The sequence below is a fragment of the Streptomyces sp. NPDC034037 genome (assembly GCF_055575715.1).
The window spans coordinates 500940-515411 of sequence record NZ_JBVISC010000006.1 but is presented as its reverse complement, the minus strand read 5'-3'; the positions used below and the strand labels follow the sequence as shown (position 1 = coordinate 515411).

Sequence of the window (14472 nt, the reverse complement as noted above, 5' to 3'; positions counted from 1 at the left end):
CCCGCGTGGACCTACCCTGTGGGTCACGCACGCATGGAGGGAGCAGACGATGACCAACCCCGACGCCGGCACGGACCGAGGGACCCCCGCTGCCGGGAAGCGTCCCGAGGAGCAGCGGCTGGGCCCGGTGCTGCGCCGCCGCGACAAGGTCCAGGCAGGCACCACCGATCAGCGTCTCCTCGACTCCGACGGCCCCTCCGAGTGGGTGCACACCGACCCCTGGCGGGTCCTGCGCATCCAGTCGGAGTTCATCGAGGGCTTCGGCACCCTCGCCGAACTCCCGCCCGCGATCAGCGTCTTCGGCTCGGCGCGCACCCCGATGGACTCGCCGGAGTACGCGGCGGGGGTCGAGATCGGCAAGGCGCTGGTGGAGGCCGGGTTCGCGGTCATCACCGGCGGCGGGCCCGGCGCGATGCAGGCGGCCAACCAGGGCGCCGTCGAGGCGAAGGGCACCTCGGTCGGCCTCGGCATCGAGCTGCCCTTCGAGCAGGGCCTGAACCCCTACGTCGACATCGGTGTGAACTTCCGCTACTTCTTCGTCCGCAAGACGATGTTCGTGAAGTACGCGCAGGGGTTCGTGGTGCTGCCCGGCGGTCTCGGCACCCTGGACGAGCTGTTCGAGGCGCTCACCCTCGTCCAGACCCGCAAGGTCACGCGCTTCCCGATCGTCCTCTTCGGCACGGGGTACTGGAGCGGCCTGGTCGACTGGCTGAAGAACACGGTCATCGCCCAGGGCAAGGCCTCCGAGGCCGACCTGCTCCTCTTCCACGTCACGGACGACGTGGAAGAGGCGATCTCCCTGGTCACCAAGGAAGTCGGCAAGTAACCGCAACGCGCCCACACGAACACCTCAGGCCAACCCCCGACGGGCGACCGCCGGGGGCCGGTGCCCGGCGATGCTCGCCACCATGGCCGTTTCTTCGTGCCGTCCTCGCACCGCTCGGCGCCGGGGCGCCTCCCGGGCTTCGCACGGCTGTGCCGGACTCCGTCCGGCCGCTGGGGGGCGGGCCCGGTTGGTCAGGCCAGCCCCCGACGGGCGACCGCCGGGGGCCGGTGTCCCGCGATCGTCGCCACCATGTCGAGTACCTGCCTCGTCTCCGCGACCTCGTGGACGCGGTAGACCTGCGCGCCCAGCCACGCCGAGACCGCCGTCGTCGCCAGGGTGCCGATCACCCGCTCCTTGACCGGCTTGTCCAGCGTCTCGCCCACGAAGTCCTTGTTGGACAGCGACACCAGCACCGGCCAGCCCGTCTCCACCATCTCGCCGAGCCTGCGGGTGGCCTCCAGGCTGTGCCGGGTGTTCTTGCCGAAGTCGTGCCCCGGGTCGATCAGGACCGACTCGCGCGGCACGCCGAGGCCGACCGCGCGCTCGGCGAGGCCCACCGTCACGCGCAGGATGTCGGCCATCACATCGTCGTACGTGACGCGGTGCGGCCTCGTCCGCGGCTCGGCACCGCCCGCGTGCGTGCACACCAGGCCCACGCCGTACCGCGCGGCGACCTCCGCAAGCCGCGGGTCGACGCCGCCCCAGGCGTCGTTGAGCAGATCGGCGCCGGCCTCGCAGACCGCCGCGCCGACGTCGTGCCGCCAGGTGTCGACGCTGATCACCACGTCGGGGAACCTCCTGCGGACCTCGGCGACGAAGCCCACCGTGCGCCGCGCCTCCTCCTCGGCCGTCACCTCCTCGCCGGGGCCCGCCTTGACCCCGCCGACGTCGATGATGGCCGCGCCCTCGGCGACCGCCTGCTCCACCCGGGCCAGCGCGGGCTCGTCGCGGAACGTGGCCCCTTGGTCGTAGAAGGAGTCCGGGGTCCGGTTGACGATCGCCATGATCACCGGCTCGTGCGCGTCGAACTCGCGCCTGCCAAGCCTGAGCATCCCCTGTGGCCCTCCTGGGTCCTTGTCGCTGGTGGGTCCGTGCCGCGGTTCGGCCGCCTGCGACCTTAACTGTCACAGGCGCATGGCACGATCGGAGCCGCACAGTTTCAGTACGGGCAGTCGAGTGTGAGGGCCTGACGGCATGGTCTTGTTCTTGTTCCTGGTCATCGCCCTCGTCGTGGTGGTCGGCGCGGTGACCCTCGCCGTGGTCGGCGGCGGCGAGAGCGCCGTCCTGCCCGACGCCGCGCCCGAGCGGTTCACCGATCCGCTGCCCCCCGACCGACCGCTGCGAAGGGCCGACGTGGACGCGGTCCGCTTCCCGACGACCCTGCGCGGCTACCACATGGACGAGGTCGACGACGTGCTCGGCCGCCTCGGCGCCGAACTGGCCGAGCGTGACGCCCGCATCGCCGAGCTGGAGGCGGCCCTGGCGGGCGTCCAGGCCACGGCGGTCGCGGGCCCGGCCCTCTTCGAGGGGTACGAGCGGCGCGGGGCCACCGGCGCCCATCCGGCGGACGGCAAGGGCATACAGGACACCGAGGACGGGGAGAGCGGCCAGTGAGCATCGAAGGCAGCGCGCTCGCGGGCCCGGACGGCGCCCTGCGCTGCCCCTGGGGCCTGTCCACCGCGGACTACATCGCGTACCACGACGACGAGTGGGGCCGCCCCGTCCACGGCGACGACGCGCTCTACGAAAGGCTCTGCCTGGAGGCCTTCCAGTCGGGCCTGTCCTGGCTCACCATCCTGCGCCGCCGCGCGGGCTTCCGCGCCGCCTTCGCGGACTTCAAGATCGCCGCGGTCGCGGAGTTCACGGCGGAGGACCGCGCCCGGCTCCTGGCCGACCCGGGCATCATCCGCAACCGCGCCAAGATCGACGCGACCCTCGCCAACGCGCGCGTGCTCGCCGACTGGTCCGCCGGCGAGCTGGACTCGCTCATCTGGTCGTACGCGCCCGACGCGGCCTCCCGCGAGGCGCCGAGGACCCTCGGTGACGTCCCCGCGATCACCGACGAGTCCCTCGCCCTGGCCAAGGCCCTCAAGAAGCGCGGCATCCGCTTCGTCGGCCCGACCACGGCGTACGCCCTGATGCAGGCCTGCGGCCTGGTCAACGACCACCTCGCGGACTGCGTGGCCCGCGAGGCGGCCGGGGCCTGACGCTCAGCGCCCCAGGTACTTCGGCCGCTCCTTGGCGATGAAGGCCTCGACGGCGATCGTGTGGTCCTGCGACGCGCCCGCCCTGCCCTGGAGCTCGTCCTCCTTGTCCAGCGCCTCGTCCAGCGAGTGGCCGGCCGCGTAGGCGAGGGACTCCTTCAGTGCCGCGTACGCGAGCGTCGGCCCCTCGGCCAGGGCGCGGGCCACCCGCGCGGCCTCGGCGGCGAGATCGGCCGCGGGCACGACCTTGCCGGCGATGCCCAGGTCGTACGCCTCCTGCGCGGTGATGTTGCGCGGGAAGAGCAGCAGATCGGCGGCGCGCCCGGGGCCGATCACGCGCGGCAGCGTCCAGGAGACGCCCGAGTCGGCGGTCAGGGCGACCCCGGCGAAGGAGGTGTTGAACGTGGCGGTGTCCGCGACCACGCGGTAGTCGGCGGCGAGCGCGAAACCGAGCCCCGCGCCGGCCGCGACGCCGTTGACCCCGGCCACGACCGGCTTCGGCATGCCCGTCAGCGCCCGCACGATGGGGTTGTAGTGCTCCCGGACCGTGCTCATGGTCTGCCCCGTGCCCGCCTCGCGGTCGGCCGCGAGGGAGCCGATGTGCTCCTTGAGGTCCTGGCCCACGCAGAAGGCGCGCCCGGTCGCGGTGAGCAGCACCGCGCGCACCTCGGCGTCCGCGGCGGCTGACCGCACGGCCTCCCGCAGGGCGACCTTGGCCTCCGTGTTCATGGCGTTCATCGCCTCGGGACGGTTGATCGTGATCGTCGCCAGTCCGTCGCTCACCTCGTAGAGCACGCTGTCGGCCATGGTGGTCCCCTCCGCTGGTCCAGTACGTGGACCTCAGCATGACGGAGATCATCACGGTCCGGCACGAGGCCGGATATGTGACCTGCGTCAAAGAATTCCGGTTCTGTCGGGTGTGCGGGGCGGCGAAGTATCGCAGCCACATCGCCGAATTGGGTGGTTTTGCGGGCGCGCGTTGCGCAAGCGATGCAGACCGATGTTGGTCATCGGGTCCCGCGATGCGGGATAATGGCCTGGAAGCAATATGTTCGATGCCGGTGACACCTGGGTTGTCGGCTGCGATGAGCTGGTTTCAGGAAGGGGAACGAGCATGGCGGCCATGAAGCCGCGGACGGGCGACGGCCCGCTCGAGGTGACCAAGGAGGGGCGGGGCATCGTCATGCGCGTTCCGCTCGAAGGCGGCGGACGACTTGTCGTCGAACTGACTCCGGACGAGGCCGACGCGCTCGGCGACGCTCTGAAGAAGGTCGTCGGCTGACGCGGAAGCGCACCCACTCTTTTCACTGCCCCGGCATCGTCGATGCCGGGGCAGTGCTGTTTTTTCGGGCCCGACCGGGGTGCGGGGGCAGAAAAAAAGGGGCGGTCGGCAACCGCCCCTTTTTTCTGTTCATGCCCGCCGGCCCCGCGCTACCGCTTCACCGCGCACAGCAGCCCGTCGCCCACCGGCAGCAGCGACGTCACCAGCTCCGGACTCTCCCGCACGGTGCGCAGCAGGTCCCGCAGGGCCAGGATCTCCACGGGCTGCGGCCCCGAGTCCACCGTCCTGCCGTCCGCGAAGACACCCTCGAAGCAGACCAGTCCGCCAGGTCGCAGCAGGCGCAACGATTCAGCGAGATAGTCCAGGGACTCCATGCGGTCGCCGTCGCAGAACACCAGGTCGTAACCGCCGTCGGCCAGACGCGGCAGAACGTCGAGGGCCCGCCCCGGGATGAACCGCGCCCGGTTGCCGGCGAAGCCCGCGGCACGGAAGGCCTCGCGGGCGAACTGCTGCCGGTCCGGCTCGGGATCGACGGTGGTGAGCACGCCGTCGGGCCGCATGCCGTGCAGCAGGTGGATCCCCGACACTCCCGTCCCGGTACCGATCTCGGCGACCGCTTTCGCGTCGGCCGTGGCGGCGAGCATCCGCAGCGCGGCGCCGGTGCCGGGCGACACCGAGGGCAGCCCTGCCTCCCGGGCCCGGTCGCGGGCCCAGCGCAGCGCTTCGTCCTCGGCGACAAAGGCGTCGGCGAACGCCCAGCTCGTCTGCCGGTTGCCGGTAATGGCCCTCTCCTGTCCCCATGGTTGCCTGGCCGTGACTGTATCCGTTGGGCCGGGAACCCGCAGATGGGACCGGGCGTTTACAGGGAGTGGGAGGACGGCGGGGGGATCGGTATGGACCAGGACCGGAAGCGGGCACGCCCGAGCGGCAGGACACGCACGGCGAAGCCCGTACCAAATTCACGTAAAAACGCTTATCCGGAGCTAACGGGCGAGGTGGTTATGGTAGGGGCTCCACTGGACACCACCAGAGCCGACAGGGGAGGTGCGGCTGCGTCCGCGGTTCGGGGAGGAGCGCTCCGGCGTTTTCTCGGGTTGGCGGGTGAGCCGAAATCCGTGACCGACACCGCTGACCGCATCCGTGCCAACGACTCCGCTCAGACCGCGACCTTTGCCGCTGACGCGGATGCGCAGGCGTGGACTCCGCCCACCTGGGAGGAGATCGTCAGCACGCACAGCGGCCGGGTCTACCGCCTGGCGTATCGCCTGACCGGCAATCAGCACGACGCCGAGGACCTCACCCAAGAGGTCTTCGTCCGTGTCTTCCGGTCCCTGTCGACCTACACGCCCGGCACCTTCGAGGGCTGGCTGCACCGCATCACCACGAACCTCTTCCTGGACATGGTGCGCCGCAAGCAGCGCATCCGCTTCGACGCCCTCGGGGAGGACGCGGCGGAGCGCCTGCCGAGCCGCGAGCCCTCCCCCCAGCAGGTGTTCAACGACACGCACTTCGACGCGGACGTCCAGCAGGCGCTCGACACCCTCGCGCCCGAGTTCCGCGCCGCCGTGGTCCTCTGCGACATCGAGGGCCTCTCGTACGAGGAGATCGCCGCCACCCTCGGCGTGAAGCTCGGCACGGTCCGCAGCCGTATCCACCGGGGCCGCTCGCAGCTGCGCAAGGCCCTCCAGCACCGCTCTCCCGAAGCCCGTGCCGAGCGTCGCTCGCTCGCGGTCACCGGAGCCGTGGCGCTGGGAGGAGGGGGCGCGACCGCGTGAGTGGATCACGGTCGAATCCTGCCGAGCGGCAGCTGTCCGACGCCGAGCAGCATCTGGGGGACCGTCTTGCCGCCCTCGTGGACGGCGAGTTGGGCCATGACGCGCGCGAGCGGGTCCTCGCCCACCTGGCGACCTGCCCGATGTGCAAGACAGAGGCCGACGCCCAGCGCCGCCTGAAGAGCGTCTTCGCGCAGGCCGCTCCACCGCCGCCCAGCGAGAGTTTCCTCGCCCGACTGCAAGGCCTTCCCGCGGGCGGCTTCGAGCCGCCCGACGACCTCGGACGCCCCGGGGGCGAGGACGGAGAGGGCTTCGCCACCGGAGCGACCGGTTCCACGGGGCTGCCGCGGCCCGGGCTCTTCGGCGTGCGCACCGACTCCTTCGTGGGGTACGCGCCGACCGGCACCCACGCCGCGGTGCTGCCGGGCACGGGGCGCGGCTTCCGCGTCCACGACGTCACCCGCCAGGACGGCGACCGCTCGCTCTGGCGCGGACGCCGCTTCGCGTTCGCCGCGGCGGGCGCGGTGTCGCTGGCCGCGATCGCGCTGGGCGGGGTCACCGCGGGCGTCCCCGCGGACCTCGGTGACCCGCGCGCCGGCGGCTCCAAGGCGCCCAGCAACGTCACGCCGCAGCGCACCCAGGGCTCCGGTGTCGCCGCGACGCCCGACTCCGTGCGGCGGCGTGGCGCGGGCACCTCGGCGGCGGCGCAGGGCCGGCGCTCCGGCGTCCTGGCGGCCCCGCTCGCCCCGACCGAGGTGCTGGGCCCCCTCCTGCCCGGCGGCGCGCGGCCGCCCCGCGCCCATGGCGCCGTGCCCGAGCTGACGGCGCCGATGCCGGCGGGCGCCGCCCTGCTCTCTCCTCTGATACGCCCGCCCCAGCTGCCGCATCGCGTCCCCGTGACGCCCCGCGTCGTGCGGCCGCCCGTGGTGGGCCACGTCGGCCCGGGCGCCGCGGACTCGGTGGACGCCACCGTGGTGAACCCCGTCCCGGTTCCGCTGCGGGGCACCGCGCGGGTCCACTGACGCGCCGGGAGCCCTGCGCTCCGGTGCGGGAACCTGGTTGAATCTCGGTGGACCGTGCCGGTCGGGGGATCCGGCGGGCGCGGAGTTGTCGAGCAGGTAGGCGGCGAGCAGGTGATCGGCGTCCGCCGCGGGCCAGTTGTGGGGAGAGCATGGACGAGGGCAGGCCCGCGAAGGCCAAGTGGTGGAGCCGTCCCCGGCCGGAGACGGCGGCCGGCCCGCCTCAGCCGCCCGTCGCGGCCCCCGAGGGCGCCGCCCCGCAGCCGGGGGTGACCCAGCAGCTCGACGCGTCCCGGCCGGGCGTGCCCGAGCAGCCGGGCGCGGCCCCGGCACGGGGTCCCGCCGCCAGTGCGCCGTCCGGCGGTGGCGTGACCCCCGGTGACGCCGCCTCCTCCGTCCAGGGCGAGCGGCCCCGCCCCCTGCACGACCCGGACCCCTACAGCACCCCGCCGTACGGGGAGCCGGGCCCCTGGGCACCCGCGCCCCCGGTCCAACACCCGGCGACCACCCCGACCCACGGCACCACGCTCCCGCCGGCGCACGCCACGACGCCCCCACCCGGGAACATGCCGGCGCAGGGCACGACGCCCCCGCACGGTGTGACACCCCCGCCCAATACGGCCGACCCCGTGCCCGTGCACGGGGGGACGCCCCCGCACGGCGTGCCCGCGGCTGCCTCCGGCCCCTACGGCGGCGCTTCTCAGGTCTCCGGCGCCCCGCAGGCCGCACCGGTCCCGCAGGCGGCTCAGGGGGCGCCCAGGCCCACGTACGACCCCTGGAACGTGCCGCTCCAGCAGATCGGGTCGCTGCCTCCGGAGACCAGGGAGCAGCAGCGCAAGCGCGGCAGGCGGGTCCTCGTCGTCGGGGTCGCCCTGATCGCCCTCGTGTCCGGCCTCATCGGCGGCGCGCTCGGGTCGTATCTGGAGCGCAACGGCCTGGACGAGATCGAACTGCCGCAGGCCGACGTCGAGTCCAAGGACCGCCCCCGGGGCAGCGTGGCCGCGATCGCCGCCACGGCCCTCCCCGGAGTCGTGACGCTGCACGTCAGCGGCGGCTCGGCGCAGGGCACCGGCACCGGCTTCGTCCTCGACGGCAAGGGCCACATCCTCACCAACAACCACGTCGTCGAGCCCGCCGGCCGGGGCGGCCGGATAACGGTGACGTTCAGCGGCGGGGACACCGCCGAGGCCGAGGTGATCGGCCGCGACTCCGGCTACGACCTCGCGGTCGTCAAGGTCTCGGGCGTCCGGGGCCTGAAGCCGCTGACCCTCGGCAACTCCGAGAACGTGCGCGTCGGCGACCCCGTCGTGGCCATCGGCGCCCCCTTCGACCTGGCCAACACGGTGACCTCCGGGATCATCAGCGCCAAGGAGCGGCCCATCACGGCGGGCGGCGAGAAGGGCGACGGCAGCGACGTCTCGTACGTCGACGCGCTCCAGACCGACGCCCCCATCAACCCGGGCAACTCGGGCGGCCCGCTGGTCGACTCCAAGGCGCGCGTCATCGGCATCAACAGCGCCATCCGCTCCGCCGACGACGGCGCGGACCCGGCCCGCGGCCAGGCCGGCTCCATCGGCCTCGGTTTCGCCATCCCGATCAACCAGGGCAAGCGCGTCGCCGAAGAGCTGATCAACGTCGGCAAGGCCACGCACCCGGTGATCGGCGTCACGCTGGACACCGAGTTCAGCGGCGACGGCGCCCGCATCGCCGACAAGAGCGGGGACGGCGGCCCCGCGGTCAACACGGACGGCCCCGGCGACAAGGCGGGCCTGAAGCCGGGCGACGTCATCACGGAGGTGAACGGCGCGCCCGTGCACTCCAGTGACGAACTGATCGTCAAGGTCCGCGCCCACCGCCCCGGGGACCACCTCGACCTGACCGTCAAGGGCGGCGGCCGCGACCGCGAGGTGACCCTGGTGCTCGGCTCGGCGGACGGTGACTGAGCCGGCCGGGCGGCGGCCGGAGCGCGTCTGCGCCCCGTTGTGGCGCAGCGGCTACCGGACGGACACGGGCGCCGGGTACCGTGGGCACGGTCCAGACCTCGGACGACGACCTGTTGCGGGCTGAGGACATCGCAAGGAGCTCTAGGTGTTCAATGACATTGGCGCACTCGAGATAGTGGCGCTGGTCGTCCTCGCCGTGCTCATCTTCGGCCCCGACAAGCTGCCGAAGGTCATCCAGGACATCTCCCGCACGATCCGCAAGATCCGCGAGTTCTCGGACAGCGCGAAGGCGGACATAAGGGAAGAGCTGGGGCCGGAGTTCAAGGACTTCGAGTTCGAGGACCTGAACCCGAAGAAGTTCATCCGCAAGCAGCTCGACAACGACGAGCTGGGTCTCAAGGAGATCCGCAACGGCTTCGACCTGAAGAAGGAGATGAACGAGGTCGCGGACGCCGTGCACGGCCGCGACAGCGACTCGTCCGACTCCTCCGCACCGGCCGTCGCCGCCTCCTCGGGCGCGTCCAGCGTGGACATGCGGAAGAAGTCCGCCGAGCCCGCCAAGTCCGACTCCGGCGACCGCCCGCCGTTCGACGCGGACGCCACCTGAGGCCTCGCCTGAACCGTCGCCGCCGACCGGTGTGGCTATCCTGCCTTGTTGTCCGGCGTGAGGACGCCCGAGGGGGGCGGGCCGCTCCGGACGGACACAGAGACAGGAGGCGGCCGGGTACATGGAGACGACAAGTCGCGTAGGCGCGCAGGCGCCGGCCGCGGAGGGCACCGCGCAGACGGCGCCCTCCGTCCGGCGCACGGTCGACGGCTACCTGCTGGCGCCCTTCCCCTGGTACGGCCTCGACGAGGCGTTCACGGGGCCGCGCTGGCTGATGCGGGTCGGCGCGACGGCGGACGGCTGTGTGGAGCACGGTTCGATCGGCCACGGCGAGGAGCCGTCGGTCCGCGCCGAGGGGACCCTCGGCAACAGCGACAACGAGCGCTTCGCGGTGGTGGTGACCGTCGCGGCCAACCCGGTGCGGCGCAGCGCGGACGGCACGGGTGTCCTGGAGGCGACCTCGGTCTCCTCGGCGGCCTGGCTGGCCGGGGTCGGCCTGCTCTCGTGCACCTGGCCCACCCAGATGGACCACTCCCTGCGCGACGACTGGCTGGATCAGCAGACGGAGACGGCGTGGGTCCTCGCGGACGACCTGGAGGGGGCCGACTGGTCGTCGCTCTCCCTGCCCGTGGACGGGGAGCCGACGCCGTTCCACTACCGGGAGTCCGAGTACGGGTGGGTGCTCGCCGGCTCCACCGGGCAGGGCGTGCACCTGGGCGCGTACGGGCGCGGCATGAGTGCGTACGGGCTGGGGTTCTCGGTGATCGAGGACATCGGCGCGTACGCGTGACGCCGCCAGGGGCGCGTGGGGGTTCCCCGCGCCCCTGAGCGATCAGAACTTGTTGCGGGGCGTGATGCCCAGCGACATGCCCGACAGGCCGCGCTGGCGGCCGCCCAGCTTGCCCGCGATGGTGCGCAGCGCCGCGCCGGCGGGGGACTCGGGGTCGGTCAGGACGACCGGCTTGCCGTCGTCGCCGCCCTCGCGCAGCCGCACGTCGATCGGGATGGAGCCGAGCACCGGCACCGTGGCGCCGGTGGTCTTGGTGAGGCCCTCGGCGACCTTCTGGCCGCCGCCCGTGCCGAACACGTCGACCATCTCGTCGCAGTGCGGGCAGGGCATCCCCGACATGTTCTCCACGACGCCCACGATCTTCTGGTGGGTCTGCACGGCGATGGAACCGGCCCGCTCGGCGACCTCGGCCGCCGCCTGCTGAGGCGTCGTCACGACGAGGATCTCGGCGTTCGGGACCAGCTGCGCCACGGAGATCGCGATGTCGCCGGTGCCCGGCGGCAGGTCCAGGAGCAGCACGTCGAGGTCGCCCCAGAAGACGTCCGCGAGGAACTGCTGGAGCGCGCGGTGCAGCATCGGGCCGCGCCACACCACCGGGGTGTTGCCCGGGGTGAACATGCCGATGGAGATGACCTTCACGCCGTGCGCGGACGGCGGCATGATCATGTTCTCGACCTGGGTGGGCGTGCCGTCGACGCCCAGCATGCGCGGCACGGAGTGGCCGTAGATGTCCGCGTCCACGACGCCGACCTTCAGGCCGTCCGCCGCCATCGCGGCCGCGAGGTTCACCGTCACCGAGGACTTGCCGACGCCGCCCTTGCCGGACGCGACCGCGTAGACGCGGGTCAGCGAGCCGGGCTTGGCGAAGGGCACCTCGCGCTCGGCGGTGCCGCCGCGCAGCGCGGAGGCCAGCTCCTTGCGCTGCTCGTCGCTCATCACGTCCAGGGTGACGTCGACGCGCGTGACGCCTTCGACGGCGGCGACCGCGTCCGTCACGTTCTTGGTGATGGTTTCGCGCATCGGGCAGCCGGAGACGGTCAGGTACACGGTGACCGCCACCGCCCCGTCGGCGCCGATGTCCACCGATTTGACCATCCCCAGCTCGGTGATGGGTCGCTGGATCTCGGGGTCGTTCACCGTCGCCAGTGCTTCACGCACCGCGTCTTCCGTAGCCATAGACCCGATAGTACGGCGCGGTAACCCCGCCGGGGGAAGGGCCGTCAGCGGTCGCCTGCGTCACGCTGCTCGACGCGCTGCTCCTCCAGCTCCTTGACCAGGTCCTGGAGCTCGGAGCGGATCCAGTCGCGGGTCGCCACCTCGCCGAGGCCCATGCGCAGGGAGGCGATCTCCCGGGTCAGGTACTCGGTGTCGGCGATGGAACGCTCGTTCTGCTTGCGGTCCTGTTCGAGGTTGACGCGGTCCCGGTCGTCCTGGCGGTTCTGCGCGAGGAGGATCAGCGGGGCGGCGTAGGACGCCTGGAGAGAGAGCATCAGCGTCAGGAAGATGAAGGGGTACTGGTCGAAGCGCAGATGATCGGGCGCCGCGATGTTCCACACCACCCACATGATGATGACGACCGTCATCCAGACGATGAACCTGCCGGTGCCCAAGAAGCGCGCGATCCGCTCCGAGAGCCGTCCGAACGCCTCCGGGTCGTAGTCGGGCAGCAGCTTGCGGCGCGGCGGCCGGGGCTGGTCGAGGCGGAACCGGGGGCTGCGGGTCTCGGCGCGGTTCTCGCGCTCCCGGTCAGCCGCCGCCATGGTCCGCTCCGTCCTCCGCCAGGTGGAACTCCGTCTCGCGCCAGTCCTCGGGCAGCATGTGGTCCAGTACGTCGTCCACGGTGACCGCCCCGAGCAGCGCGCCGCCCTCGTCCACGACCGGCGCGGCCACCATGTCGTACGCCGCGAAGAAGCCGGCGACGGTGGGCAGCGTGGCGCCGGGCGCGAGGGGCTGCAGGTCGTCGTCGAGGATCGAGCCGACCAGCGTGTAGGGCGGGTCGCGCAGCAGCCGCTGGAAGTGCACGGTGCCGAGGTACTTGCCCGTCGGCGTCTCGTCGGGCGGCCGGCACACGTACACCTGCGCGGCGAGGGCGGGGGAGAGGTCCTCCTTGCGCACGCGCGCCAGGGCGTCGGCGACCGTCGCGTCGGGGCGCAGCACGATCGGCTCGGTCGTCATCAGACCGCCGGCCGTGCGCTCCTCGTAGGCCATCAGGCGCCGCACGTCGGCCGCGTCGGCCGGCTGCATCAGGGCGAGCAGCCGCTCCTTGTCCTCCTCGGGCAGCTCGGCGAGGAGGTCGGCGGCGTCGTCGGGGTCCATGGCCTCCAGGACGTCGGCGGCGCGCTCCTCCTTGAGCTTGCCGAGGATCTCGATCTGGTCGTCCTCGGGCAGCTCTTCGAGGACGTCGGCGAGCCGGTCGTCGTCGAGGGCGGCGGCGACCTCGGCCCGGCGCTTGGGCGACAGGTGGTGCAGGACGTTCGCGAGGTCGGCGGGCCGCAGCTGTTCGAAGGTGGCCAGCAGGTTCTCCGCGCCCTGGCCGTGCTCCTCCAGGGAGAAGCCGTCGACGGCGGACCAGTCGACGGTGAGCGTCTCGCCCTTGCGCCGGAAGGTGCCGCCCTTGCCCTTGCGCACGAAGACCCGGTCGATCTCCCAGTCGCGGCGGGCCGGCAGCTGCTGGACGGAGACGTCCAGGACCGTCACCTCCTCGCCGGACTCGACCAGGTGGACCCGGCGGTCGAGCATCTCGCCGAGGACGAGCCGCTCGGTGGGCCGCTGCTCGAAGCGCCGCACGTTCAGCACGCCGGTGGTGATGACCTGGCCCGACTCGATGCCGGTGACGCGGGTCATGGGCAGGAAGATGCGGCGCCGGGTGGCCAGCTCGACGACGAGGCCGAGCAGCCGCGGGGGCTTGCGGCCGACGCGGAGCATCGTCACCAGGTCGCGCACCCGCCCGACCTGGTCGCCGTTCGGGTCGAAGACGGGGATGCCGGAGAGGTGCGAGACGAAGATCCGGGGCGCGCCTGCCGCCATGGGTCCGCCTCCTCTTCTCCGAAGTGATTTCTGCCGTTTCGTCCGGCAATACGGGCTTCAGGCTAGCCCGTCCCGCTCGGACACGCCCCGGCGGAGGGTCCGGACGGACTGGCTCCGATCCACCCGGCCGACCCGGGTACGCTGCCGTACGCCCCCAGCCGTTGAGGCCGACCGCACGAGAGGCAGCGCCACCTGTGACCGTACTTCCCCTGGCCGGCCGCGCCCGCCGCAGGGCAGTGTTCGTGAGTGCGATGTGCGCCGGCGTGGTCGCGGCGGTCGCGGGTCTGACCGGCTGCGGCGGTGCCGAGGACCCGGACGCGGGTACGAACGGCGTCGGGAAGCTGCCGGCGCCGAAGATCCAGAGCAGGTCGACCAAGGTGGCGGCGGCGGCGTCGGCGGTCCGGCTCTCGGGCACGGTGGTGAGCAAGGGCCACACGTACACCCTGGACATGCGCCTCAAGGACGAGGGCGGCACGGGCTCGGTCACCTCCAAGGGGCAGACGTTCCAGCTGCTGCGCGTCGGTGAGCAGCTGTTCCTGAAGGCCGACTCGCGGTTCTGGGCGCACAAGAGCGAGCAGGGGGGCCAGGGCGACGGGAAGCCCGGGGCGGGCGACGACGCCGCGGCGGCCAAGCTCGACGGCAAGTACGTGAAGGTCCCGCAGGGCGATCCCGCCTACGAACAGCTGAGCGGCTTCACGGACAAGAGCGTGCTCCTCGGGGGGCTGCTCACCCTGCACGGCGAACTGGCCAAGGGCGACCGGGGCAAGACGGGCGCGGTACGCACCATCAAGATCACCGGCGACGAGGGCGCGGGCGGCACGTTGAGCGTCTCCCTGGACGGCAAGCCCTACCCCCTGCGCCTGGAGCGCGGCGGCCACGCGGGCACCCTGAAGCTCACGGACTGGAACAGGGACTTCCCCCTCCAGGAGCCGGCGAAGACCGAGATGGTCGACTACGGCAAACAGCTCCCCACGTCATAGGCCGAAGCGAGCCTCCGAGAGG

General features: G+C 72.5%; 17 protein-coding genes. 11 read left to right on the top strand and 6 right to left on the bottom strand.

All coding sequences use genetic code 11. The annotated features are described in order from the left end of the window. The first annotated feature begins 49 nt into the window (after positions 1 to 49). Positions 50 to 826, top strand: coding sequence for an LOG family protein (locus ACZ516_RS23510; protein WP_469011569.1), 777 nt, complete (start codon positions 50 to 52; stop codon positions 824 to 826). A 191-nt stretch (positions 827 to 1017) separates the two neighbouring features. Here the strand turns inward: ACZ516_RS23510 and folP are convergent, their stop codons facing one another. Next, complete coding sequence (folP, locus tag ACZ516_RS23505) at positions 1018 to 1878, bottom strand: dihydropteroate synthase (RefSeq protein ID WP_469011568.1); 861 nt, start codon at positions 1876 to 1878, stop codon at positions 1018 to 1020. A 142-nt stretch (positions 1879 to 2020) separates the two neighbouring features. Here folP and ACZ516_RS23500 point away from each other — a divergent pair, with 142 nt between their 5' ends. Both ACZ516_RS23500 and ACZ516_RS23495 read left to right on the top strand, forming a co-directional pair. Then, complete coding sequence (locus ACZ516_RS23500) at positions 2021 to 2440, top strand: DivIVA domain-containing protein (protein WP_361079613.1); 420 nt, start codon at positions 2021 to 2023, stop codon at positions 2438 to 2440. A gap of 2 nt (positions 2441 to 2442) precedes the next feature. Continuing rightward, a complete protein-coding gene (locus ACZ516_RS23495) occupies positions 2443 to 3033 on the top strand; it encodes a DNA-3-methyladenine glycosylase I (RefSeq protein ID WP_469011614.1) in 591 nt (196 codons plus the stop codon). A gap of 3 nt (positions 3034 to 3036) precedes the next feature. Here ACZ516_RS23495 and chcB read toward each other — a convergent pair whose 3' ends face one another. Then, the gene (gene chcB, locus ACZ516_RS23490) at positions 3037 to 3837 is read right to left on the bottom strand and encodes a 2-cyclohexenylcarbonyl CoA isomerase (RefSeq protein WP_358585515.1); all 801 of its coding nucleotides are present in this window, start codon (positions 3835 to 3837) and stop codon (positions 3037 to 3039) included. A gap of 38 nt (positions 3838 to 3875) precedes the next feature. Between chcB and ACZ516_RS23485 the strand changes: the two genes are divergently transcribed. Together ACZ516_RS23485 and ACZ516_RS23480 are read left to right on the top strand one after the other, a co-directional pair. Continuing rightward, on the top strand, positions 3876 to 4157 hold the full coding sequence (locus ACZ516_RS23485; protein WP_358585513.1) for a hypothetical protein: 282 nt from the start codon (positions 3876 to 3878) through the stop codon (positions 4155 to 4157). Then, a complete protein-coding gene (locus ACZ516_RS23480; RefSeq protein WP_003966491.1) occupies positions 4145 to 4312 on the top strand; it encodes a DUF3117 domain-containing protein in 168 nt (55 codons plus the stop codon). Before ACZ516_RS23485 ends, ACZ516_RS23480 begins: the two co-directional genes overlap by 13 nt. A 149-nt stretch (positions 4313 to 4461) precedes the next feature. Here ACZ516_RS23480 and ACZ516_RS23475 read toward each other — a convergent pair whose 3' ends face one another. Then, the gene (locus tag ACZ516_RS23475) at positions 4462 to 5157 is read right to left on the bottom strand and encodes an O-methyltransferase (protein WP_358585532.1); all 696 of its coding nucleotides are present in this window, start codon (positions 5155 to 5157) and stop codon (positions 4462 to 4464) included. Positions 5158 to 5313: 156 nt separating this feature from the next. Between ACZ516_RS23475 and sigE the strand changes: the two genes are divergently transcribed. The 5 genes from sigE (at position 5314) to ACZ516_RS23450 (ending at position 10443) form a co-directional block, all read left to right on the top strand. Beyond that, positions 5314 to 6087, top strand: coding sequence for an RNA polymerase sigma factor SigE (gene sigE, locus ACZ516_RS23470; protein WP_358585512.1), 774 nt, complete (start codon positions 5314 to 5316; stop codon positions 6085 to 6087). Beyond that, positions 6084 to 7106: an anti-sigma factor family protein gene (locus ACZ516_RS23465; RefSeq protein WP_469011567.1), complete on the top strand. Its 1023-nt coding sequence runs from the start codon at positions 6084 to 6086 to the stop codon at positions 7104 to 7106. Before sigE ends, ACZ516_RS23465 begins: the two co-directional genes overlap by 4 nt. Positions 7107 to 7255: 149 nt before the next feature. Beyond that, positions 7256 to 9046, top strand: a complete 1791-nt coding sequence (locus ACZ516_RS23460) for a S1C family serine protease (RefSeq protein ID WP_469011566.1) — start codon at positions 7256 to 7258, stop codon at positions 9044 to 9046. A 145-nt stretch (positions 9047 to 9191) separates the two neighbouring features. Further along, positions 9192 to 9653, top strand: a complete 462-nt coding sequence (locus ACZ516_RS23455) for a sec-independent translocase (RefSeq protein ID WP_358585506.1) — start codon at positions 9192 to 9194, stop codon at positions 9651 to 9653. Positions 9654 to 9774: 121 nt separating this feature from the next. Continuing rightward, entirely contained in the window at positions 9775 to 10443 is a 669-nt protein-coding gene (locus ACZ516_RS23450) for a hypothetical protein (protein ID WP_358585504.1), read from the top strand. Positions 10444 to 10485: 42 nt separating this feature from the next. On the opposite strand, the gene ACZ516_RS23445 is transcribed toward ACZ516_RS23450, so the two are convergent. Genes ACZ516_RS23445 through ACZ516_RS23435 form a run of 3 tightly spaced genes read right to left on the bottom strand, consistent with a single transcriptional unit; the run spans position 10486 to position 13470 of the window. Beyond that, entirely contained in the window at positions 10486 to 11619 is a 1134-nt protein-coding gene (locus tag ACZ516_RS23445; protein WP_361079605.1) for an Mrp/NBP35 family ATP-binding protein, read from the bottom strand. A 44-nt stretch (positions 11620 to 11663) separates the two neighbouring features. Continuing rightward, on the bottom strand, positions 11664 to 12203 hold the full coding sequence (locus ACZ516_RS23440) for a DUF1003 domain-containing protein (protein WP_358585500.1): 540 nt from the start codon (positions 12201 to 12203) through the stop codon (positions 11664 to 11666). Further along, positions 12190 to 13470, bottom strand: a complete 1281-nt coding sequence (locus tag ACZ516_RS23435) for a magnesium transporter MgtE N-terminal domain-containing protein (protein WP_358585498.1) — start codon at positions 13468 to 13470, stop codon at positions 12190 to 12192. The genes ACZ516_RS23440 and ACZ516_RS23435 overlap by 14 nt, the downstream gene beginning before the upstream one ends. Positions 13471 to 13664: 194 nt before the next feature. Between ACZ516_RS23435 and ACZ516_RS23430 the strand changes: the two genes are divergently transcribed. After that, positions 13665 to 14450 carry a hypothetical protein gene (locus tag ACZ516_RS23430; RefSeq protein ID WP_469011565.1) on the top strand — a complete coding sequence of 262 codons (786 nt, stop codon included), beginning with the start codon at positions 13665 to 13667 and terminating at the stop codon, positions 14448 to 14450. Positions 14451 to 14472 lie beyond the last annotated feature (22 nt).